Annotated in this window: 19 protein-coding genes and 1 tRNA gene; 6 read left to right on the top strand and 14 right to left on the bottom strand. The window is 61.4% G+C overall.

Translation table 11 applies throughout. The features are described 5' to 3' along the window. Nucleotides 1-33 precede the first annotated feature (33 nt). Nucleotides 34-594 (bottom strand): DUF2062 domain-containing protein, encoded by a 561-nt coding sequence (locus tag ACZ9IU_RS07195; RefSeq protein WP_038541479.1) that lies wholly within the window; start codon nucleotides 592-594, stop codon nucleotides 34-36. A gap of 232 nt (nucleotides 595-826) precedes the next feature. Continuing rightward, nucleotides 827-982 carry a DUF3563 family protein gene (locus tag ACZ9IU_RS07190; protein WP_065814410.1) on the bottom strand — a complete coding sequence of 52 codons (156 nt, stop codon included), beginning with the start codon at nucleotides 980-982 and terminating at the stop codon, nucleotides 827-829. Nucleotides 983-1,270: 288 nt separating this feature from the next. Between ACZ9IU_RS07190 and ACZ9IU_RS07185 the strand changes: the two genes are divergently transcribed. Continuing rightward, complete coding sequence (locus tag ACZ9IU_RS07185) at nucleotides 1,271-2,743, top strand: FAD-dependent oxidoreductase (RefSeq protein WP_173426744.1); 1,473 nt, start codon at nucleotides 1,271-1,273, stop codon at nucleotides 2,741-2,743. 2 nt (nucleotides 2,744-2,745) lie between these two features. Here ACZ9IU_RS07185 and ACZ9IU_RS07180 read toward each other — a convergent pair whose 3' ends face one another. From ACZ9IU_RS07180 to rpoZ, 3 genes are all read right to left on the bottom strand, one after another. Further along, on the bottom strand, nucleotides 2,746-3,183 hold the full coding sequence (locus tag ACZ9IU_RS07180; RefSeq protein ID WP_038541475.1) for a VOC family protein: 438 nt from the start codon (nucleotides 3,181-3,183) through the stop codon (nucleotides 2,746-2,748). 170 nt (nucleotides 3,184-3,353) lie between these two features. Beyond that, a complete protein-coding gene (locus ACZ9IU_RS07175; RefSeq protein ID WP_038541471.1) occupies nucleotides 3,354-5,570 on the bottom strand; it encodes a RelA/SpoT family protein in 2,217 nt (738 codons plus the stop codon). A 158-nt stretch (nucleotides 5,571-5,728) separates the two neighbouring features. Further along, nucleotides 5,729-6,136, bottom strand: a complete 408-nt coding sequence (gene rpoZ, locus ACZ9IU_RS07170; RefSeq protein ID WP_037080919.1) for a DNA-directed RNA polymerase subunit omega — start codon at nucleotides 6,134-6,136, stop codon at nucleotides 5,729-5,731. 289 nt (nucleotides 6,137-6,425) lie between these two features. Between rpoZ and ACZ9IU_RS07165 the strand changes: the two genes are divergently transcribed. Both ACZ9IU_RS07165 and ACZ9IU_RS07160 read left to right on the top strand, forming a co-directional pair. Next, nucleotides 6,426-7,001, top strand: a complete 576-nt coding sequence (locus ACZ9IU_RS07165) for a LabA-like NYN domain-containing protein (protein WP_007774007.1) — start codon at nucleotides 6,426-6,428, stop codon at nucleotides 6,999-7,001. A gap of 98 nt (nucleotides 7,002-7,099) precedes the next feature. Beyond that, complete coding sequence (locus tag ACZ9IU_RS07160) at nucleotides 7,100-8,161, top strand: bifunctional transcriptional activator/DNA repair enzyme AdaA (RefSeq protein WP_038541464.1); 1,062 nt, start codon at nucleotides 7,100-7,102, stop codon at nucleotides 8,159-8,161. A gap of 214 nt (nucleotides 8,162-8,375) precedes the next feature. Here the strand turns inward: ACZ9IU_RS07160 and ACZ9IU_RS07155 are convergent, their stop codons facing one another. The 4 genes from ACZ9IU_RS07155 to dapA form a co-directional block, all read right to left on the bottom strand. Further along, entirely contained in the window at nucleotides 8,376-9,341 is a 966-nt protein-coding gene (locus tag ACZ9IU_RS07155) for a lysylphosphatidylglycerol synthase transmembrane domain-containing protein (protein ID WP_038548975.1), read from the bottom strand. 82 nt (nucleotides 9,342-9,423) lie between these two features. After that, entirely contained in the window at nucleotides 9,424-9,717 is a 294-nt protein-coding gene (locus tag ACZ9IU_RS07150) for a WYL domain-containing protein (RefSeq protein ID WP_051899675.1), read from the bottom strand. Nucleotides 9,718-9,812: 95 nt separating this feature from the next. Continuing rightward, nucleotides 9,813-10,289, bottom strand: a complete 477-nt coding sequence (gene smpB / locus ACZ9IU_RS07145) for an SsrA-binding protein SmpB (RefSeq protein ID WP_038541461.1) — start codon at nucleotides 10,287-10,289, stop codon at nucleotides 9,813-9,815. A gap of 125 nt (nucleotides 10,290-10,414) precedes the next feature. Beyond that, complete coding sequence (gene dapA / locus ACZ9IU_RS07140) at nucleotides 10,415-11,299, bottom strand: 4-hydroxy-tetrahydrodipicolinate synthase (RefSeq protein ID WP_038541459.1); 885 nt, start codon at nucleotides 11,297-11,299, stop codon at nucleotides 10,415-10,417. Nucleotides 11,300-11,576: 277 nt separating this feature from the next. On the opposite strand from dapA, the gene ACZ9IU_RS07135 reads away from it, so the two are divergent. Continuing rightward, nucleotides 11,577-13,670: a lytic transglycosylase domain-containing protein gene (locus ACZ9IU_RS07135; protein ID WP_038541456.1), complete on the top strand. Its 2,094-nt coding sequence runs from the start codon at nucleotides 11,577-11,579 to the stop codon at nucleotides 13,668-13,670. Between the two features lie 174 nt (nucleotides 13,671-13,844). Here ACZ9IU_RS07135 and ACZ9IU_RS07130 read toward each other — a convergent pair whose 3' ends face one another. The 5 genes from ACZ9IU_RS07130 to ACZ9IU_RS07110 all read right to left on the bottom strand — a co-directional run bounded on the left by ACZ9IU_RS07130 (nucleotide 13,845) and on the right by ACZ9IU_RS07110 (nucleotide 18,809). Beyond that, entirely contained in the window at nucleotides 13,845-14,885 is a 1,041-nt protein-coding gene (locus ACZ9IU_RS07130; RefSeq protein WP_038541453.1) for a porin, read from the bottom strand. A 182-nt stretch (nucleotides 14,886-15,067) separates the two neighbouring features. Next, nucleotides 15,068-16,132, bottom strand: a complete 1,065-nt coding sequence (locus ACZ9IU_RS07125; RefSeq protein WP_038541450.1) for a porin — start codon at nucleotides 16,130-16,132, stop codon at nucleotides 15,068-15,070. Between the two features lie 419 nt (nucleotides 16,133-16,551). Further along, nucleotides 16,552-16,641: transfer RNA gene (locus ACZ9IU_RS07120), tRNA-Ser, on the bottom strand. Between the two features lie 126 nt (nucleotides 16,642-16,767). Then, on the bottom strand, nucleotides 16,768-17,568 hold the full coding sequence (locus ACZ9IU_RS07115) for an aldolase/citrate lyase family protein (RefSeq protein ID WP_038541449.1): 801 nt from the start codon (nucleotides 17,566-17,568) through the stop codon (nucleotides 16,768-16,770). Between the two features lie 11 nt (nucleotides 17,569-17,579). Beyond that, entirely contained in the window at nucleotides 17,580-18,809 is a 1,230-nt protein-coding gene (locus ACZ9IU_RS07110) for an NAD(P)/FAD-dependent oxidoreductase (RefSeq protein WP_038541446.1), read from the bottom strand. 280 nt (nucleotides 18,810-19,089) lie between these two features. Between ACZ9IU_RS07110 and ACZ9IU_RS07105 the strand changes: the two genes are divergently transcribed. Next, nucleotides 19,090-19,443, top strand: coding sequence for a PilZ domain-containing protein (locus ACZ9IU_RS07105; RefSeq protein WP_038541444.1), 354 nt, complete (start codon nucleotides 19,090-19,092; stop codon nucleotides 19,441-19,443). A 345-nt stretch (nucleotides 19,444-19,788) separates the two neighbouring features. Then, on the top strand, nucleotides 19,789-20,682 hold the full coding sequence (locus ACZ9IU_RS07100) for a LysR family transcriptional regulator (RefSeq protein WP_038548970.1): 894 nt from the start codon (nucleotides 19,789-19,791) through the stop codon (nucleotides 20,680-20,682). Nucleotides 20,683-20,717: the final 35 nt, after the last annotated feature.

Below are 20,717 nucleotides of genomic sequence, written 5' to 3'. Positions count from 1 at the left end.
TCCTCACGGCGCCAGGCCGGTTCTCGTCAGTCTTTATACTGACTTGAGGGCTCCGGCCCGTGCCGTCAAGCGTTCCAGCCGCCGGTTGCGGAAACTGCGCACGCCCAGATAGGTGATGGCGTAGAAAACCAGGCCGCACAGGATGCCCGGCGGCAGGGAGCCGATCAGCATCGGCTCGAGGATCGGCCGCCAGAGCTGCGAGAAATCGAGGTGGTGGAACAGCCGGCCGAGATCGAGATGGTCATGGCCGGAGGCCTCGTTGCCGAGCAGGGTCTCGCCGATCTTCCAGGTGAGCGGCCAGATGATCGGACAGGTGACGGGATTGGCAAACGTGGTGCCGAGGGCTGCGGCGATCATGCTGCCGCCGAAGAGATAGGCGAGCGGGATGGCAAACAGGATGTGGAGGCCAAGGAACGGCGTCCAGGCGCTGACCACGCCGATCGCAAGACCTGCCGCGACCGCGTGCGGCGAGCCGCCGATGCGCATGACCTTCAGGCGATAATAATCGAGGACGCGGCGAAAGCCCTTGGGAGGCAGGACGGCACGGCGCAGTCTTTCACGAAATGCAAGCGGTGTACGGCGGCGAAACGGCATAGGGGCGCATCTGGTTCGGCAGCGGGATATTCATCCGTCAGCTGCGGGAATCTTCGATCGAACAGGCTTTAGCCCAAGCCGAAGATGATGGCGAAAATTTGCCCGTCTCGCATGAGACAAGGTTTTCGCGGAGGTGATCAGGCCTTCGGCCGCATCGAGGCGGCACGGGAAGACCTACATCTGCCGCGCGGCGATATTCCGCGCGAACGGGTGGCTGATCGGAACGTGTCGCTTAGAAGGACGACTTGCGGAACATGCCGCGGTCGACCTGGCGCATGCGGAATTCAAGGTCGATCCGGTCCTTGGATTCGTTCAGATAGGCGACTTCACGGTCCTGGGTGGAGGGTACGCGGAAAGCGCGGGCGAACTTGCGTACTGAGTCAAACATGATGTTTTCTTTCTCTCTTATATTGCACTGCACCAATATATGACGCGGCATCGCACTTTACCAACGCCGCAACTGCTGGTCAGCCCTGCGTGGGAAGCATGGCGGGTTAATCCGGATGCGCAGGAAATAGGCGTCTGGAAGAAGCCGCCGGAAGCCGGGCTTCATCATCTAGCGTGAATCGAGAAAGCTCTATCGGCGTATTGGTGTCTTTTCGAGGCTGCTTTTCCTTGGCTAAATCACCTTCGGGATCGTCGGGCGTGACGGCCCGCAGAAATCAGGGAGGATGCCATGACTGATCAGAAGGTTTCGGTGAAGGAGATACGCCAGAACGAAAACCGCTTCCTGAGCTCCGACATCTTCGAATCCGGGCACTATGTCTTCCCGCGCCGCAACGGCGGAGGCGTTCTCCGGGAGGAGGCGCGCGACATTCCGGTCTATCATCGCTGCGACGTACTGGTCGTCGGCGGCGGGCCATCCGGAACCGCCGCAGCGCTCGCCGCTGCGCGAACCGGCGCGGAGGTCGTGGTGCTGGAGCGCTATAACCATCTCGGCGGGCTTTCCACCGGAGGCGTGGTGATCTGGATCGACCGGATGACCGACTGGGAGGGGCGGCAGGTCATTCGCGGTTTTGCCGAGGAGGTTCTGGGCCGTCTTCCCCCTGAAGCCGTCGCCGGGCCGGACAGGAGCCTCTGGGGGCAGCGGGACGCGGATCTCGCAAAATACTGGCGGCTGCGCACCTCCGCCTTTCATGGGGTCGTCACCTGGGCGCCCACGATCGACCCTGAAAGACTGAAGCTGATCTCGCAGGAAATGCTGATCGAGGCGGGCGTGCGGATCGTCTTCCATTCCTGGGCAGCGACACCGGTGGTCGAGGACGGCGCGGTAAAGGGCGTCATCTTCGAAAGCAAGGAAGGCCGCCAGGGGATCATGGCCAAGGTCGTGGTGGACTGCACCGGCGACGGCGATGTTTTTGCGCGCGCAGGAGCGAGTTTCGAGGCCGATATCGAGGAAGGCGACGTGCATCACTCGATGAATACCGGCTTCATGCTCGGCGGCGTGGACATGGAAACATGGCTGACATTCCGTGCCACCCAGGAACAGGCCTTTGCCGACTTCAACACGCTCGGGCGCGACGAGCTCGGCTTCTTCCAGACGCCCTATGTTTCCTGGCGCAACGACATCGCGCTGTTCCTCGGGCCGCGGCAATCGGGGCTTTCGGCGCTCAATGTCGACGACATGACCGAGGTCGAAATCCGCTCGCACCGGTTCATGCTGTCGCATTGCGAATTCTTCAGGAAACATGCGCCGGGTTTCAAGGACGCTTATATGCTGCTCAGCGCGCCGCAGCTCGGCGTCCGGCACACGCGGCGCCTGGCCGGCGCCGGCCGGGTCGAGCGCAGCCAGTGGCCGATCGGCGCCGTTCTGCCGGATGAAATCGGCGTCAGTCCCTCGGTCTCGCCAAAGTTTCCGGTGATCTCGGTACCCTACGGAGCGCTGGTGCCGGCAAGGCTGGACGGACTATTGGCCGCCGGGCGGCATATCTCCTGCGATGCCAATAGCCACGGTTTCATGCGCGAGATTCCGCAGTGCTGGCTGACCGGACAGGCAGCGGGTGCCGCGGCGGGCATTGCGGCCAACCGTGGCGTGGCGCCGCGGAATGTGGATATTGCCGAGCTGCAGTCGACCTTGCGGGCTCAAGGCGCATTCGTGCGGGATGCGAGCGAGGCGGCGGCGAGCCAGGCAGAGACGGTGCAGGGCTGATCTCAGGTGAGCTCCTGGGCCAGCCCGATGAGAAGCCCTCCGGGCCCACGGATATAGCAAAGCCGATACACGTCCTGATAGTCGACGACCTCGCCTACGAGCTCAGCGCCGCGCGCGCGGAGCCTTTCAAGCGTCTCGCCGATGTCGTCCACGGTGAACATGACGCGAAGGTAGCCGAGCGCGTTGACCGGGGCGTTCCGGTGATCTGCGACGACCGGCGGCGTGAGGAAGCGGGAGAGCTCGAGCCGGCTGTGGCCGTCCGGTGTGCGCATCATGGCAATCTCGACATGCTGATTGCCCAACCCGGTGACGCGCCCGGCCCATTCTCCTTCGATCGTCGCCCGCCCTTCGAGCTCAAGGCCGAGTTCGCGAAAGAAATCAATCGTCACGTCGAGATCCTCGACGACGATTCCTACATTGTCCATCCGCTTGAGCGCCATGTTTCCAATCTCCGATGGGTCGATTCACTCTACAAGGTGTTCGCCTCGTCTAACAAAAGACGTTCGGGGCACACCAATACCGACAGCCATCCGCGCTGAATCGGCCGTTTCCACATCAGAAGCTTGAATGAGGGCAACCTCGAACCTACGGCCCCTTTTCAAACGGTCTCTCAGTCATACACCCGTTTGACGTTCGCCACGCAGTCGAGATCCTTCAGCTGGCTCAACAGCTGGTTCAGCTGCCGCAGGTCCCAGACCTCGACTTCCATGGTGATCTCGGAAAAATCGGCCGCGCGGTTGCTGCCCATGGTCAGCGTGCGGATGTTGATGTCGAGATGGGCGATCGTCTGGGTGACGGTTGCAAGCGTGCCCGGCTCGTTCAGCGTGTTGACCTCGATGCGGGCAAGGAAGCGGGACTTGTTGGCCTCGTCCAGATCCCAGCGCACGTCGATCCAGCGTTCGGGCTGATCGTCGAACCGCTGCAGGGCAGACGCCTGGATCGGGTAGATGGTGATGCCCGTATCCTTTTCCATGATGCCGACGATGCGGTCGCCCGGTACTGCGCCGCTCGGCGCGAAGCGTACCTGGAGATTGCCCGAAAGACCGCGGATCGGCAGCGGATCCGGGCCGGCTTCGACTTCCTCCGGCGAGACGCGCCGCTGGTTCGGCAGTTTGAAGATCATGCCCGAGGCGCTGCGCATGTTGAACCAGCCGTCGTCGGCGGCTGGCTTCACTGTCACACGCTCGTCCTTGTAATCCGGGAAGACGGCGCGCAGCACGTCGAGCGACGAGAGTTCGCCCCGTCCGACCGCGGCGATCGCATCCTCGACATCCTTGTGGGCCAGTCGATGCAGCGCCGGCTTGAGCGTTTCGCGGGTGAAGACCTTGCCGGCGCGCTCGAAGGTGCGCTCCAGGATGCGGTGACCGAGGCCGGCATATTGCTTGCGGATCGCCATCCGCGTGGCGCGGCGGATTGCCGAACGCGCCTTGCCGGTGACGACGATCTCCTCCCAGGCAGCGGGGGGAACCTGCACGCCGGAGCGGATGATCTCCACCTCGTCGCCATTGTTGAGCCTCGTCACCAGCGGCATGATGCGACCGTTGATCTTGGCGCCGACCGTGGTGTTGCCGATATTGGTGTGGACCGCGTAGGCGAAGTCGATCGGCGTGGCGCCGCGCGGCAGCGCGATCAGCTTGCCCTTCGGCGTGAAACAGAAGACCTGGTCCTGGAACAGCTCGAGCTTGGTATGTTCCAGGAATTCTTCCGGATTGTCGCCCTCGGCCAGCGACTCGATCGTGTGCCGCAGCCAGGAATAGGCGTTGGATTCCTTCGGCAGCAGCTCCCCGCCCCTGCCGTCCTTGTAGAGCGCATGCGCGGCGATCCCGTATTCGGCGATTTCCTGCATCAGCTGGGTGCGGATCTGCAGCTCGATGCGCTGGCGGGACGGACCGACGATGGTGGTGTGGATCGAGCGGTAGTCGTTCTGCTTCGGGTTGGAGATATAATCCTTGAAACGACCGGGCACGACGCGCCAGCGCGTATGGACGATGCCAAGCGCGCGGTAGCAGGATGGGATGTCGCCGACGACGATGCGGAAACCGTAGACGTCCGAAAGCTGCTCAAAGGAGAGCGACTTCGACTGCATCTTGCGAAACACCGAATAAGGCTTCTTCTGGCGGCCCTTGACGAAGGCGTCCTTGAGGCCGTTGGCGATCAGCAACTCACGCAGTTCGTCCTCGATCTTCTTGATCAGGCCCTCGTTGCGGGCTTCGAGATCGGCCAGCCTCTGGGTAACGGTGTCGTAGGCCTCCGGATTCATGTAGCGGAAGGACAGTTCCTCCAGCTCGTCGCGCATGTCCTGCATGCCCATGCGGCCGGCAAGCGGCGCATAGATGTCCATGGTCTCTTCGGAAATGCGCGCCTTCTGCTCGGCCTTCATGTGCTCGAGCGTGCGCATGTTGTGCAGCCGGTCGGCGAGCTTGACGAGAAGGACGCGCACGTCGTCGGAAATGGCAAGCAGCAGCTTGCGCAGGTTTTCCGCCTGCTTGGCTTTCTTGGAGACGAGGTCGAGGCGTTTCAGCTTGGTGAGGCCCTCGACCAGCCGGCCGATATCCTCGCCGAACAGTTCGTCGATCTCGGCGCGGGTGGCGGTGGTATCCTCGATCGTGTCGTGCAGCAGGGCAACCGCGATCGTCGATTCGTCGAGATGCATGTCGGTGAGGATGGCGGCGACTTCGAGCGGGTGGGAAATATAGGGGTCGCCGCTGGCGCGCTTCTGCTGACCATGCTTCTGCATGGCATAGACATAGGCTTTGTTGAGCAGAGCTTCGTTGGCTTCGGGTTTGTATTTCTGAACCCGCTCCACGAGCTCGTATTGCCGCATCATCCTGAAAAATGTCCTCGATACCGCTTCAGTGCCTGCGAATGGGCACCGGACGAAAAGAAAATGGCGCGCCAACCGGAAAGGTTGGCGCAGCCATCATAAAACATTCAAGCAGATTAGGGCGAGAGAATGAACGAAAACTTGCTAAGCGGGTGTTTCGCTTAGTAATCGTCGCTCTTTTCCGGCGGCACGAGGCCTTCGATGCCGGCGAGCAGTTCCTCTTCCGACATCTGGTCGAAGGTGACGGTCTCCGGAGCGTCGTCTTCCTCGTCGCGATCGGAGGCGACGGCAACGCCGCCGGCAGCGATCAGGGAAGCCGGATCGGGCTCGGGCTCGTCGACTTCGACATGCTTCTGCAGCGAATGGATAAGGTCTTCCTTGAGGTCGTCTGGCGAAAGCGTCTCATCGGCGATTTCGCGAAGAGCGACGACAGGATTCTTGTCATTGTCGCGGTCGATGGTGATCGAAGCACCCTGCGAAATCTGGCGGGCGCGGTGGCTCGCGAGCAGGACCAGTTCGAACCGGTTGTCGACTTTGTCAATGCAATCTTCTACTGTGACACGGGCCATTGCCTGTCCTTTGATCAGTGATTTTCGGAATTGATACGCCCGATACAGGCATTGCGCGGCAAATTCAAGTTTTTCCTGATAATTGACTTTCGGCAAGTGAGGCCACGCCTTCTGGGGGTGCCGGCGAAATTCAACCCCAAGCTGCTTGGATTATTGCGAATCGTGCCATAAATGACAGTTATATGAATAGTTCGTAATGTAGTGGATTATTCCGGAGATTTGGCTCGGCTTATATTGACCAGGCCTCCACCTGCCAAGCAGGTTCATAAGAAAAGGGGATGGAGACCATATGTTTGACCCAAGGGAGAAGATTGCTCTCTTCATAGACGGCGCAAATCTTTACGCTGCTTCGAAAAGCCTCGGTTTCGACATCGATTACCGGAAATTGCTGAAGGCCTTTCAAAAGCGCGGTTATCTTCTTCGCGCCTATTATTACACCGCCCTGATCGAGGACCAGGAATATTCCTCCATCCGCCCGCTGATCGACTGGCTCGACTACAACGGATACAAGGTCGTCACCAAGCCGGCTAAGGAATTTACCGACAGCATGGGCCGCCGCAAGATCAAGGGTAACATGGACATCGAACTTGCAATCGATGCCATGGAGCAGTCGGAAACCGTCGACCATCTGGTGCTGTTTTCCGGAGACGGCGACTTCACCACACTCGTCGAGGCGTTGCAGCGCAAGGGCCGCAAGGTTTCCGTGGTTTCGACCATGGCCACCCAACCGCCGATGATCGCAGACGACCTGCGCCGTCAGGCCGACCACTTCATCGACCTGGTGTCGCTGAAGGCCGAAGTCGGTCGCGATCCGTCCGAACGCCCGGCCCGTCCGGCGGAATCGGCCGAAGCCGCCGATCTCTGATCCGGCCCTTTGCCCGGATCGCCATCCGGCATATCAAAAGAAGAATAGGCGCCCGTTTTTCGGCGGCGCCGTTTTTCGTTCTGGGCTAGAAAGGCTTCATGCTTTTCGAACGCCCTTCCGACGATCTTCTCTACGATGCACTGGTCGCCCGCGACGCCTCCTATGAAGGCTTTGCTTGGGCTGCGGTGAAGACGACCGGCATTTTCTGCCGCCTGACCTGCCCGGCCCGCAAGCCGAAGCGCGAAAACACCAGTTTCTTTGAGACGATCGCCGAATGCCTTGAGGCCGGCTTCAGACCCTGCAGCCGCTGCCGGCCGATGCTGAAACTCGGCGAGGCGGATCCGATGGTGACGCGCTTGCTGACGGCGCTCGATACCGAACCTTTTCGCCGCTGGAGCGAGGATGATGTCGTTTCCCTCGGCATCGATCCGTCCACCGCACGGCGTGCCTTCAAGCGGCAGTTCGGCATGAGTTTTCTCGAGATCGCCAGGCTCAGGCGTATGGGCAAGGCGGCAGAAACACTGAAGGACGGCGCAAGCGTTCTCGATGCGCAGCTCGATGCCGGTTACGAATCCGGCAGCGGCTTTCGTAGCGCCGTGACGAAGCTGTTCGGTGCGGCCCCCGCCAACCTGCGTAACAAGGTGCTGCTCAGGGCCGATTGGATCGAGACGCCGATCGGACCGATGATGGCGATCGCCGACCAGCACTGCCTGCATCTCCTCGAATTCGCCGAGCGCAAGGCGCTGCCGGCGGAAATCACGAAGCTGCAAAAATTTACCGGTAGTGGCATCGTCATGGGGCGCCATCCGCCGATCGATCAGATCGAGGCGGAACTGAAGGCCTATTTCGCCGGCGAGGACCGGGGATTCAAGACGCGGATTGCCGGGCACGGATCGCCGTTCCAGCGGCAGGTCTGGGAGGCATTGCGGGCAATCCCGGCCGGGGTGTCCACGACCTATGGGGCGGTCGCCGCCGAACTCAACCTCCCCTCCTCCACCCGCGCGGTGGCGGGCGCCAACGGCGCCAACCAGATCGCCATCGTCATTCCCTGCCACCGGCTGATCGGCGCCGACGGCAGCCTCACCGGTTATGGCGGCGGACTGTGGCGCAAGCGCTGGCTGCTGGAGCATGAGCGGCGGATGACGGTGAGGAACAGCTAGCTACGTTCGCGGTATTGCGGATGCGACCCCCCTCTGCCCTGCCGGGCATCTCCCCCACAAGGAGGGAGATTACAAGTGGGATGACCGCCGCTCCCAAAGTTTCGTGGCAGAGGGTGAGACCTCAGAGAGAGCCGTGAGCACGCCGCCAGCCGACCTCCCCCCTTGAGGGGGAGATGCCCGGCAGGGCAGAGGGGGGTGGCGGCGCCCACCAATCTCACGTCGATGCCGGCTCGGACAGCTGAAGCCCCGATTGCGACTGGCGCTTTATCTTGTTGGCGCGGAAGATCGCCTCGATGATCAAGGACAGCGGCAGGCCGATGAAGAACGGGATAAAGAAATAGATGACCCGGAAGGCGACCAGCGAGCCGATCGAGGCCTGGTCCCCCATGACGTGGCGAACAGTCGCTTCCAGCACGCCAAGACCGCCCGGGGCGTGGGTGATCAATATCGCCAGGTTGGCGAGCACGAAGGCGGTCGCCGCCTTGAGATAGCTGACATCCGCCGTGGCGCCCATGACCTCGCGCAGGCAGGCGGAGACCATTGCGAAATTGATCGTGCCGATCACCACTTGGGCTATAGCGATCTTCAGCGTCGGCATCTCGAAGGTCCATGCGCGGATTTTGAGCGGCGTGCGGACGAAGGCGGCGAGCGCCAGGTAACCGGCTGTGGCGGCAAGGCAGGCAAAACCGATCGCGATGATCACGGTTTCGCTCAGGCCCAACACCGAAGCGGCATCCTTCGGATTGATGACCATAACGATGCCCGACAGCACGGCCATGCCGATACCGACGGTAACGCCCGACAGCAGAACGATCTTCGCCACGTCCTCGGCGCTCATGCCCCAATGCGCATAATAGCGGTAGCGTAGCGCGCCGCTGCTCAAGCCCGCAAGACCGACGCTCTGGCCGATCGACAGCGCGATGAACGAGGCAAGCCCGATCTTTGGATAGGCGAGGTCGTTCTTCACATAACGCACGCCGGCCCAATCGAAGCCCGAGAGGCAGAGATAGGAACCGAAGGCAAAAAGGAGTGCCATCAGGAGGTTGAAGGTGGGGATGGCGCGGACGGATTCGACGATGTCGGAGACCGAGTATTCGCGAAAGGTGTGATACAGGAGATAACCGGCGGCACTGACGCCGATCACCAGCATGCCATAGGTGAGGATTTTCTTTCGCGTCATTGCCCCGTTGCCCATTGCCCGCTCGCGCTCAGAGATGAAAAACGAACGGGCGAAGGTGGATTTTGTTCCTAGGGCGGGATTTTTACAGTCGCTCGATGATCCGCGAAAAGGCGGGATCGTTGGGATTATATCCGCGCGCAGGGCTGCGAAAGCCCGCATCGGTTTCGGTCAGATCGCTGATATCGTCGACATGAAACAGACGCCACCCGGTACCCGTTCCGGCAATCTGCCAGGCGCTGAGGGCAAGAGCGCCCTCGCCGACATAACCGAGGATATGCGGCCGCACCCTGCGCTTTACGTCCTTGTAGCGGAGTTCGATGATCCGCCGCCGCTCGATCGCATCGATGATGATATCCGGATAATTTGTCTTCCGCACGAGAACTCCCTGGTGTCTCCCTTAACGGCCGGGAGGCAGGGAAGTTCACGATCGATATACGGCGAAAATGGCTTCGGCGGGAGCTGCGCGGTTGATCAGTTCGACTTCAGAAGCCGCGACTTCTGGCGGTTCCAGTCGCGTTCCTTCTCGGTCTCGCGCTTGTCGTGCAGCTTTTTGCCCTTGGCGAGCGCGAGTTCGAGCTTGGCGCGGCCCTTTTCGTTGAAATAGATCTTCAGCGGCACCAGCGTCATGCCCTCACGATTGATGCCGACGCGCAGGCGGTTGATCTCGCGCTTCGACAGGAGAAGCTTGCGGCGGCGGCGCGGTTCGTGATTGAAACGGTTGGCCTGCAGGTATTCCGGCAGATGCGAGTTGATCAGCCAAATTTCGTTGCCCTCGTCCGATGCGTAGGATTCGGCAATGTTGGCCTTGCCTTCGCGCAACGCCTTGACCTCGGTTCCGGTCAGGACCAGGCCGGCCTCATAGGTATCCAGGATTTCATAGTTGTAGCGGGCCTTGCGGTTCTCCGCGACAATCTTGTTGACCGTGCGCTGGCTGCCTTTGGGGGCCATGGGACTAACTTCCGTTCCGCCCTTCTTATTCGAAAACAAATCCCCGCCCATGGGCGATGAGCGGGGTTCCTAGAACTATGTAATGCGGCGGATGCCGAAAGTGAAGCGGCGAGCGCTGACGTCTCTCAGTTCAGCAGCCCGGCATGGCGTAGCGCGGAGTCGATCGCCGCCTCGGTCGCCGGCTCCAGCGTCGAGACCAGCGGCGAGCGGACCGTGCGGTTCATGCCGCGGGTCCTGTGGAGGCCGTATTTGGCGCCGCAGAGGCCGGGTTCCAGGAAGATCGCCTTGTGCAGCGGCATCAGGCGGTCCTGGTATTCGAGCGCCTTGGCGTAATCGCCGGCAAGCGTCGCCGCCTGGAATTCCGCACAGAGGCGCGGCGCGACATTGGCCGTCACCGAGATGCAGCCGACGCCGCCATGGGCGTTGAAGCCGAGCGCTGTCGCGTCCTCCCCCGAGAGCTGCACGAAATCATTGCCGCAGGTGATGCGCTGTTCCGAGACACGCTCGATCTTGCCGGTCGCATCCTTGACGCCGACGATATTCCGGTGCGCCTTCGCGAGTGCGCCCATCGTTTCCGGCGACATGTCGATGACCGAACGCGGCGGGATGTTGTAGATGATGATCGGCAGCTTTGTCGCTTGCGCGATCGCCGAGAAATGCGCGATCAGGCCCTTCTGGGTCGGCTTGTTGTAATAGGGCGTCACGACGAGGACGGCGTCGGCGCCTGCCTTTTCGGCATGCACGGCCAGCTCGACGGCTTCACGCGTGTTGTTGGAGCCGGCGCCGGCGATCACGGGAACCCGCTTTTTGGCAACTTCGATACAGAGTTCCACGACGCGCTTGTGCTCGTCATGGCTGAGCGTCGGCGATTCACCGGTGGTGCCGACCGGCACCACTCCGCTGCTGCCTTCGACGATCTGCCAATCCACATGCGCGGCAAAAGCCTGCTCGTCCACTGCGCCATCGGCCGTGAACGGGGTAACCAGGGCGGGCATCGATCCCTTGAACATGCAATACTCCCAGCCGGCAACGTTCATTCTGCTGCCGCAATCCATGACTATGAGGGACGTTCAGGACACTTGGACGGGCAGCGACGCAGCCGATCTTTTCCCGAAAGCCTCTCAGGTCGCGCACCATAAAGCGGCGGGAAAGCGACGACAAGCGCAAGTGCCAGGGATTTCATATGGAATCTCATATAAGAAACCGCGCATTTTCATAAACGTGGTAAGCTTTCGTTAATGTGGCTGGCGGCTAATAAGGGGACGACATATTTTCGCGAGTTACCGGATGTACAGGCCTGTTCTGATCCTCGCAGCACTGGGGCTCGGCGCTGTGGGCATGCATGCATTTGCCGCATCGCTTCCCGAGAGCATGGCACCGCTGCCCTATGTGAAGCCCGAAAACCCGGTCGCGATCACCATGCCCGCCGCGATGCCTGCGCCTGTTACAACTCCCGTGCCTGACGTCACCGGCACGATCCCGAGAACCGATCCGCTGGTCGTTGCCCCGCAGTTGAAAGCCGGGCTCGACGCACTTGCAGGCAACGACATCGCCGCCGCCCTTGCCACGCGGAATGGTCTCGCCGAAGGTTCGCTCGACCGGCATATCCTTACCTGGGCTATCGCCACATCCGGCGCGCCGGGCGTGCCGTCGGGCGAGATCGCGGCGGCCCAGACGGAGTTGAAGGGCTGGCCGGGGCTGAAGGGCCTGCGCGCCAACTCCGAACGCGCGCTTTATCGTGAAAACCCGCCTGCCCCGACCGTCCTCGCGGCCTTCGGCGCGACCCGGCCGGAAACCACCGAGGGCACGATCATCCTCGCCCGCGCGCTCGTCGCCTCCGGCAAACAGGCGGAGGCTGCCCGTCCGCTGCAGCAGATCTGGCTCACCGACACACTCGACAAGCCGACCGAGGACAAGATCCTCGCCGAGTTCTCGGCGCTTTTCACCGCCGCCGACCATAAGGCGCGCATGGACTTCCTGATGTACAAGGGGCGCGCAGCGCAGGCCAAGCGATTTGGCGATCTCGGCAAGGCGCAATCGCTCTACAAGGCCTGGGCTGCGGTCATCGGCAATGCCAAGAATGCAGAGGCGCTGCTCACCGGCGTCGACAGCTCGCTGAAGGACGATGCGGGTTATCTCTTCGCCCGTGTCGAATATCTTCGCCGCCAGGACAAATACCAGGATGCGGCGGACCTGCTCGAAAAGGCACCGCGCGACGCGGCAAAACTGGTCAATACGACGGAATGGTGGAACGAGCGGCGTATCGTGGCGCGCGGTCTTGCCGACCAGGGCGAGTTCAAGCTCGCCTACCGGACCGCGGCCAATTATGTCGCCGCCTCCTCCACCGATATCGTCGATGCGGAATTCCACGCGGGCTGGTATGCGCTGCGGGCGCTGCATGAACCGGAAACTGCCGAAAAGCACTTCCGCAAGATCCTCGACACTTCGAACAAGCCGTTGTCCGCTTCGCGCGCCCTCTACTGGCTCGGCCGCGCCGCCGAAGACGGAGGTCCGGGCAGTACCAAGGAGTTCTTCTCCAAGGCGGCGCATTTCTCCAGCACGTTCTACGGCCAGCTGGCCGCCGCGCGGCTGGACCTCAAGTCGCTCGACGTCACCTATCCGAACCCGAGCGGGGCTGACCGCCGGAATTTCGAAAGCCGCGAAGCCGTCCGGGCGATCGCAAGGCTCGAAGATGCCGGCCACGGCAAGCGCGCCGCGGTGCTCTATCGCGCGCTGGCGGAAGAAATGACCAGTCCCGGGGAACTGGCGATCCTCGCCGCCAGGGCAGAATCGGAAGACAATCACGCCCTGTCGCTGCAGATCGGCAAGACAGCCTTCGGCCGTGGCATCGATGTGGCCGCACTCGCCTTCCCGGTCGGCGTCATCCCTGCCGGCGCCGATATCGAAGGTTCCGGCAAGGCGCTCGCCTATGCGATCGCCCGGCAGGAAAGCGCCTTCAACCCGGGTGCGGTTTCGCCCGCCAATGCCCGCGGCCTCTTACAGATCCTGCCCGGCACGGCGCAGGGCGTCGCCAAGCGCCACGGCCTCACCTACGCGGCCGCGCGGCTGACCACGGATGCGGGCTACAACGCGACACTCGGCGCCCATTATCTCGGCGAACAGATCGATACGTTCGGCGGCTCCTACATCCTGACCTTCATCGCCTATAATGCCGGGCCGAAACGGGTGCCCGAATGGATCACCCGCTATGGCGACCCGCGCGGCAAGTCCCTCGATGAGGTGGTCGACTGGATCGAGCGCATCCCCTTCCCCGAAACCCGAAACTACGTGCAGCGGGTGATGGAGAACTATCAGGTTTACAAGACGAGGCTCGGGCAGAAGGCGGATATCGATGCGGATCTGCGATTCGGGCGGCAGTAGAAGGCTGCGGCTTGGCCGAGATCACTCTTCTCTTCCTTTGAACAACAGACGATCGCGTCTTCCAGGCGACACTGGGGCTCATTGCGGCCGGCCATGCTGTTAGATCCAGAAGTTCCTCAATGCAAAAAGCCCGGCACGAGGCCGGGCTTTCAAATTCAACCTGATCAAGTCAGATTAGAAGTCGCGCTGCAGGCGGACGATACCGCGAACCTGGTCGGCGCCGTCTTCGACCTTGAAGTAGTTGACGGCAACCTTGGCTGCGAAGCCTTCGACGATTTGGTAGTTGATGGTTGCACCGGCGGTCCAGGTGTCGGCACCGGTGAACTCGCCATCAGCCGTCAGCTCCGTGTTCCAGGTGTACTGGGCTTCCGGAATGATTTCGAGCTTGTCGGTCGCCTTGAAGGAGTAGGCAACGGCCACAGCTGCTTCACCAGCGGCGGTATCGGTTACGCCGTAGTAGGCATTGTCACCCGAAGACCAGACACCGGAGAGGTAGAAGGTGCCCGGACCAACGGCCACCGAGCCGATCGCACGGATAGCGCCTTCTTCGGCACCGAAGTCATAAGAACCAAGCAGTTCGAGCTTGGCCGGGCCGATTGCAGCCTGGATGACAGCTTCGACACCGACGTTCTGACCGCCAAGGCCAGCAGGGCGCGACAGTTCGTCAACCTGAACGCCAGCCGTGAAGGCAGAGCCGGTATAGGTGTAGGAGATCGACTGCAGACGGTTCGAACCGAGGTTGTCCGCTTCGCCCGGAAGGTCGTTGGCATCCCACCAGTTCAGCCAACGGCCGACGCGGAAACCGCCGAGCTGGATGTAGGCTTCATTGATGTAGGTGCCACCGGCGCTGCCGTTGGACGTGTAGCCAACATCCTGGTTGGCTTCGAAACGAACCGAAGCGACCGAGGTCAGCGTACCGAGTTCCGTGTCGCTCTTGGCCGTGAAGTCAAGCTGAGCGCGGCTGTACGAATCCCAGTCAGCGCCGTTAAAGGCGTTCTCGCCATTGCTAAAGCCGACTTCGAAACGGACATAACCGCCGACCTTGAGGCAGGTTTCCGTGCCCGGGATGTAGAAGTAACCAGTGCCAAACGCGTCGCAGACGCGAACGTATTCCATAGGCTCCGGTTCGGCAGCGACGATGGCGTCGGCAGCCTGAGCACCGGAAACTGCCGCGAGAGCCGCTGCAGAACCGAGAAGAAGGCTCTTAATGTTCATTCTTTTGACCTCCAGTCAATTTCTCTGAATGCTAGTTCGCGCCCGATCGAAAATTGATCAAACGCGTAAAGGCCGCATAAGCAGCCCCATCCCCCGGTATCAACTCCCCATATGGAGGCCCTGCATAGAGGCCAGCCATTTATAAAAAACTCCCCCGGCGAACCGGGGGAGTTCCATTATGATTAGAACGTGCGATCGAGACGGACGAAGCCATCCCAGAACTTGTTTTCACGCACCGTCGCACCGTCAGCCTGCGTCTGATTGTAGTTCGCAGTGAGCTTTGCAGTGAAGCCCGGAACGATCGTGTAGTCGACCGTCAGACCAACGCGGTAGGCTTCGTCGCCACCGAAATCGCCACTGGAATCAACCTGGGAGTTCCAGACATACGTACCACCGGGGGTGATCGTCAGCTTGTCGGAGACCTTGAAGGCGTACGAAGCAGCGAGAGCCCATTCACCACGTGCGTAGTAAGCGTTATCGAAGTTCGCATCACCCACACCGCTCGACCAGATGGCGAGAGCCTGGAAGGTGCCCGGACCGACTGGAGCCGAGATGAGAGCGCGGACTGCGCCATTTTCAGCGGCGAAGTCATAAGCACCGAGAAGGTCGAACGCTACAGCGCCGAACTTGGCAGTGACGATAGCTTCGATACCGACGTCCTGGCTACCAAGGCCCTTGAGACGCGACAGTTCGTCAACCTGAACACCGGCGGTGAAAGCGCTGCCCGTGTAGAAGTAACCGACAGACTGCATACGGGTCTGGCCAGCAGAGTTCCAATCGGATTCGCCGTTGATGCCCTTATCCCAAGGGTTGTAGTAACGACCAACCTTGAAGCCGCCGAGCTGGATGTAGGCTTCATTGATGTAGGTGCCACCGGCGCTGCCGTTGGACGTGTAACCAACGTCCTGGTTAGCTTCGAAACGAACCGAAGCAACCGAGGTCAGCGTACCAAGTTCGGTGTCAGACTTCGCGGTGAAGTCGAGCTGGACGCGGCTGAAAGAATCCCAGTCCGAGTCGTTGAAGGAGTTCGTGTCCTGACCAGCATCAACCTGGAAACGGACATAACCGCCGATCTTGAGGCAGGTTTCCGTGCCCGGGATGTAGAAGTAGCCGGTGCCGAAAGCGTCGCAAACGCGAACGTATTCCATGGGCTCCGGTTCAGCAGCTACGATGGCGTCAGCTGCCTGAGCGCCGGAGACTGCTGCGAGGGCAGCAGCGGAGCCGAGAAGAAGGCTCTTGATGTTCATTTTTGACCTCCAGTCAAAGTTTCGTATGGGTCTGGGTTCTTTTGGCTGAAGGACAGCGTTCCCTGCCCCATCCCCGTCGATTGCTAGAAGAAGGACGATCCACCGCCTCGCTTCCGGATTTGAAAATACAAGACGGGGAGGGTCATGCAATCTGGAACTTCAACCGGACGCCATTCCGGTACCCGCTTCCCAGAAGTCTGTTGCCGAAAGGACACAAAGCCGGGGACTGCCTTAGGTGGTATTTTACGCTTTGTTAAGAAAGGGCTTATCCGGCAGCCACTTAGCGCCGCGGAGAGGCCTCGGAAGGGAATCACCTCACCCGATCAGGCGGCGCAAGTGCACGGCCGTGCGAGCGGCTGGCAGCGGTCGATCAGAATGGGATTTGGATTCGGAGTTGGGCGGGCGCTTGGAGCCTGGAATGGCGGAGAAGATGGGATTCGAACCCACGATACCCTCTCGGGTATACTCCCTTAGCAGGGGAGCGCCTTCGACCACTCGGCCACCTCTCCGGTCGGGCCTGATTATTGGGAAACGATATCGATGGCAAGGTCTTTTATGGAAATGTCATGCGATTCCCACCGGTCACGACACACGAATCGCAACAAGTGATTCCATTCTTGCCGCTTCGGTGATTCTCAGTAGCCCGAACGCTGCTTGCCGATCCCGCCACCGCGACCGTAGCGGCCCGCAAGCGATCGCAACGCGCCGGAAAACTCGGTGACGTCGGCGCCAACCGCCACGAAGCTTGCGCCCAGATCGAGATAATGGCGGTTCAGGGATTCGCTGAAGGTGAGGATGCCGGCCGCCTTGCCGGACTTCACGATCGTGCCGATCGCCTTCTCGATCACTTCCTGGACTTCCGGCGCCTCCATGCGGCCGAGATAGCCCATGTCGGCGGAAAGGTCGGCCGGGCCGATGAACACGCCGTCAACACCGTCCACGGCTGCAATGTTTTCGAGGTCGCGGATCGAGGCCATGGTTTCGGCCTGGACAATCAGGCAGATTTCGTCGGCGGCCGTCTCGGCATAATCGGGAATGGAGTTGAAGGCGGAGGCGCGGGCGACGGCGGCACCAACGCCGCGCACACCGCGCGGCGGATAACGCACGGCGCGCACCAGTTCCCTCGCCTGCTCGGCCGAATCAACCATCGGCACCAGCAGCGTGCGGGCGCCGATGTCGAGCATCTGCTTGATGACCCAGGTCTCGCCGATCGGCGGCCGCACGACCACTTCCGAGGGCGAGGTGGCAAGCGCCTGTAATTGCGCCAGAATGCTGCGCAGGTCGTTGGGACCGTGTTCGCCGTCGATCACCAGCCAGTCGAAACCGGCATGGCCGGCGATCTCGGCGGTCAGCGCCTCGCCCATGTTCAGCCAGAGGCCGATCTGCGGCAGGCGGGCCTTCAACGCCGCCTTGAAGTGATTCTTCGGAGACGGCATGGCGTTTCCCTTCAGGCGAGGAGCTGTTTCAGGTCGGCGGTGGGATCGGCGAGGATGGCGCGGCTCGGTTCGATGCCGGCGTCGAGCAGCTTCTTGCCGCTCACATAAGCCTTGGCATCGTTGATCGCGTCGACGGCAATGAACCGCCTCTCGCGGAAATACCAGATCGACAGGCTGCCCTCGCGGACGCCCTTGCGCACCAGCGTCTCGTCGTAACCGAGGTTGAAACCGGCGATCTGCAGCTTGACGTCGTATTGGTCGGACCAGAACCAGGGCTTTGCGTCGTAGGGCGCGGAGCCGCCGGCAAGGATCGCTGCGGCGGCTTCCGCCTGGTCGACGGCGTTCTGCACCGATTCGAGACGGATGCGCTTGCCCTTCCAGGGCAGCATGGCGCAGTCGCCCATGGCGAAAATCGAGGGATCGGAGGTGCGGGCGAATTCGTCGACAATCACGCCGTTGCCGACTTCGAGGCCGCATTCCTGCGCCAGTTCGTCGTTCGGCTTGACGCCGATGCCGACTATGACGAAATCGACCTCGATCGTGCTGCCGTCGGAAAGCTCGGCGGCGCGCACGTGATTCCCTTCCGGACCGCCTCCGCCGATCAGCCGATGCAGGCCGGTCTTTTCGCGGATGACCACGCCGTGGCTGTCGTGGATGGTGCGCATCACGTCGGCGGTCTCTTTTGCAGCGACGCGCTGGAGGATGCGGTCGGCCATTTCGATCAGCGTCACTTCAAGGCCGAGATGGCGGGCGACGGCGGCGGCTTCGAGGCCGATATAACCGCCGCCTATAATAAGGAGCCGGCGGCCCGGCTTCATCTCGCCTGCGAGCAGGTCTGCATCACGCTTGTCGCGAACGGTGAAGACGCCGTCGAGATCGCCGCCGACACTTGCCGGCAGCGTGCGCGGCGTCGAGCCGGTGGCGAGCGCCAGGGTGTCGTATTCGATGACCGCGCCATCCTGCATGCGGACGGACTTTGCCTTGCGGTCGATCTCTTCGACATAAGTCGAGAGCAGAAGCTCGACGTCGTTCTCGGCAAACCAGCTTTCAGGCCGGAAGGTCAGCCGCTCGAATTCCATTTCACCGAGCAGATATTTCTTGGAGAGCGGCGGGCGCTGGTAGGGAATCACGTTTTCCGAACCGATGATCGTGATCGGCCGTGCATCCTTCAGTGCCCGGAGTTTTGCGGCGAGCGCGAAACCCGCCTGGCCCGCGCCAATAATCACCAACCTGCCCGTCACGTCTCGCTCCCCACGCCGATCATGGTTTCGTTGATAGCACCACTCATCCGACCGCAAGGGGTATCCCCGCGACACCGGCCCGTCAACAACGCGACATGGCCGATTACAGGCTTTGAGTTCACAGCTGTCCCACACGAAAGGGAAAAACCGCCTCCGCGGCACTTAAACGCCGGATTTTTGACGATATTCCCGCTATCCGTCGCATTTTACCATTCCGTTTCAGAATGTGTCAGCGGACGAGGAATATAGTCACATCCTAGGAGCGCAACAGGAGGGTGTCATGCCCTTGAACATGGACCACGACCCAAAAACAGACGGCTCACGCGAGCACGCTTTCGAGAAGTTCTCGATCGATCGGCCCGGCAAGATCATCTTCGTCGGGCATCATCTCAGCACCAAGACGAGTTTCCGCTGCCTGATCCGCAGCATTTCGCTTCACGGCGCGGAACTCGAGGTCAGCCCACACCTACCGGTGCCCAACAACTTCTTCCTCGAGATCCTCGGCATCCATGACGACATCGGCTGCACGGTGATCCGCCGCGAGGAAGAGAAAGTCACCGTCGGCTTCAACATGCTGATCGATGCCGAATTTCTGCATCACGTGATCCGGCTGAACTTCGAGACCAGCCACTGACCGGCTGATAGTCTCGCGACCGGAGGGCGTTCCTCTCCTGTCGCTTGTGGTTGCCGTTCGTCAGCCGTGACAAAAGCGGCACCGCCCACAACAGCCCGTGCCACTCGGCGCCCTCCAGAGGATCGGCGAGCGGATCCCGCGGCCCGTTCCGGCAGCGCCCGTTCTTCTCCTTGTTCAGTTGTCTCCAAAACCTCACCCGGTTGAGAAACATGGCAGTCACTCCATCTATGATGTGATGCCATCGAGCTAGTGGTTTGCGGCACGGCTTGTAGACGCGCCGGCGAACGCCGTTTTTCATCCATGAACGATGGGACGATCGCCGGTGAAACAATTAAGGTGTCTCGCATGACAGACGCGGGCTGGGATGATCTCAAACTGTTCCTGCATGTGGCAAGCGAAGGTGCCTTGAGTGGCGCCGCCGCCCGCACGGGCCTCAGCGCGCCGACGATCGGCCGGCGGATGCTGGCGCTGGAACGGACGACGGGCCGGACCCTTTTCGTGCGCAGCCAGCAGGGTTATCGGCTGGCGCCCGACGGAGAGACGCTGCTCGAACATGTCCGTGCCATGCAGAAGACGGCCGACAGCATCGCCGACTGGAAGGCGCAGGCCTTCGCGCTGCCGATCGTCTCGATTGGCGCCGACGCCTGGCTTTCCGGTTTCGTCAGCGATCATACGTCCGAGATCAGGGGCAAGGAGGACCGGTTCCGGCTCTGCTGCAAGTCGCTGCACAAGGGGCTCGATTTCACCTATCGCGAGGCGGATGTCGGGATTGTCGGCCGAAGGCCCGAATCCGGCAATGTGGCGATCCGCCGATCGGTCACTGTCGCACACTGTATATATAGAGCGTATAGCCTTGCCGAAGACGAGACCACGCCTTGGGTTTCGATCGGCACCGAAAGCTCCCATTCGCTGGCCGACAAATGGGTGTTTCAGCATCACGAGGGCGATATCCGCACCTGGACTAATTCGCCGGAACTGCTGCTGCGGCTGATTGCCGGCGGCAACGGGCGCGGCGTGCTGCCATGCTTCATCGGCGATGAGGTCCCTGGCCTGGTGCGCGAGGGCGGCATCATCGAAGAACTCACCTATACGATGTGGATCGTCGCCAATGACGACGACCGGCACCGGCCGGAGGTGCGCCAGGTGATCGAAGGCCTTGGAGCGCTTTTCAAAGGCCACGAGAGAAGATTCATCGGCGAGAGGGCGCAATCGGCAGCAAGCAGACTTGCTTACCGATGAATCGATCTTATTGTGTGCCGGTTTTAGAGAACCGG

The sequence above is a fragment of the Mesorhizobium sp. USDA 4132 genome (assembly GCF_056279545.1).
This window is presented reverse-complemented; position numbering and strand designations above follow the sequence as displayed.

What these genes read in the sequence shown, in the direction of transcription:
- ACZ9IU_RS07135 (WP_038541456.1), top strand. Translation starts at nt 11,577, where the DNA reads ATGTACAGGCCTGTTCTGATCCTCGCAGCACTGGGGCTCGGCGCTGTG.
- ACZ9IU_RS07190 (WP_065814410.1), bottom strand. Translation starts at nt 982, where the DNA reads ATGTTTGACTCAGTACGCAAGTTCGCCCGCGCTTTCCGCGTACCCTCC.
- ACZ9IU_RS07195 (WP_038541479.1), bottom strand. Translation starts at nt 594, where the DNA reads ATGCCGTTTCGCCGCCGTACACCGCTTGCATTTCGTGAAAGACTGCGC.
- dapA (WP_038541459.1), bottom strand. Translation starts at nt 11,299, where the DNA reads ATGTTCAAGGGATCGATGCCCGCCCTGGTTACCCCGTTCACGGCCGAT.
- ACZ9IU_RS07130 (WP_038541453.1), bottom strand. Translation starts at nt 14,885, where the DNA reads ATGAACATTAAGAGCCTTCTTCTCGGTTCTGCAGCGGCTCTCGCGGCA.
- ACZ9IU_RS07125 (WP_038541450.1), bottom strand. Translation starts at nt 16,132, where the DNA reads ATGAACATCAAGAGCCTTCTTCTCGGCTCCGCTGCTGCCCTCGCAGCA.
- ACZ9IU_RS07105 (WP_038541444.1), top strand. Translation starts at nt 19,090, where the DNA reads ATGCCCTTGAACATGGACCACGACCCAAAAACAGACGGCTCACGCGAG.
- ACZ9IU_RS07180 (WP_038541475.1), bottom strand. Translation starts at nt 3,183, where the DNA reads ATGGCGCTCAAGCGGATGGACAATGTAGGAATCGTCGTCGAGGATCTC.
- ACZ9IU_RS07100 (WP_038548970.1), top strand. Translation starts at nt 19,789, where the DNA reads ATGACAGACGCGGGCTGGGATGATCTCAAACTGTTCCTGCATGTGGCA.
- ACZ9IU_RS07160 (WP_038541464.1), top strand. Translation starts at nt 7,100, where the DNA reads ATGCTTTTCGAACGCCCTTCCGACGATCTTCTCTACGATGCACTGGTC.
- ACZ9IU_RS07165 (WP_007774007.1), top strand. Translation starts at nt 6,426, where the DNA reads ATGTTTGACCCAAGGGAGAAGATTGCTCTCTTCATAGACGGCGCAAAT.
- ACZ9IU_RS07115 (WP_038541449.1), bottom strand. Translation starts at nt 17,568, where the DNA reads ATGCCGTCTCCGAAGAATCACTTCAAGGCGGCGTTGAAGGCCCGCCTG.
- rpoZ (WP_037080919.1), bottom strand. Translation starts at nt 6,136, where the DNA reads ATGGCCCGTGTCACAGTAGAAGATTGCATTGACAAAGTCGACAACCGG.
- ACZ9IU_RS07185 (WP_173426744.1), top strand. Translation starts at nt 1,271, where the DNA reads ATGACTGATCAGAAGGTTTCGGTGAAGGAGATACGCCAGAACGAAAAC.
- smpB (WP_038541461.1), bottom strand. Translation starts at nt 10,289, where the DNA reads ATGGCCCCCAAAGGCAGCCAGCGCACGGTCAACAAGATTGTCGCGGAG.
- ACZ9IU_RS07155 (WP_038548975.1), bottom strand. Translation starts at nt 9,341, where the DNA reads ATGACGCGAAAGAAAATCCTCACCTATGGCATGCTGGTGATCGGCGTC.
- ACZ9IU_RS07175 (WP_038541471.1), bottom strand. Translation starts at nt 5,570, where the DNA reads ATGATGCGGCAATACGAGCTCGTGGAGCGGGTTCAGAAATACAAACCC.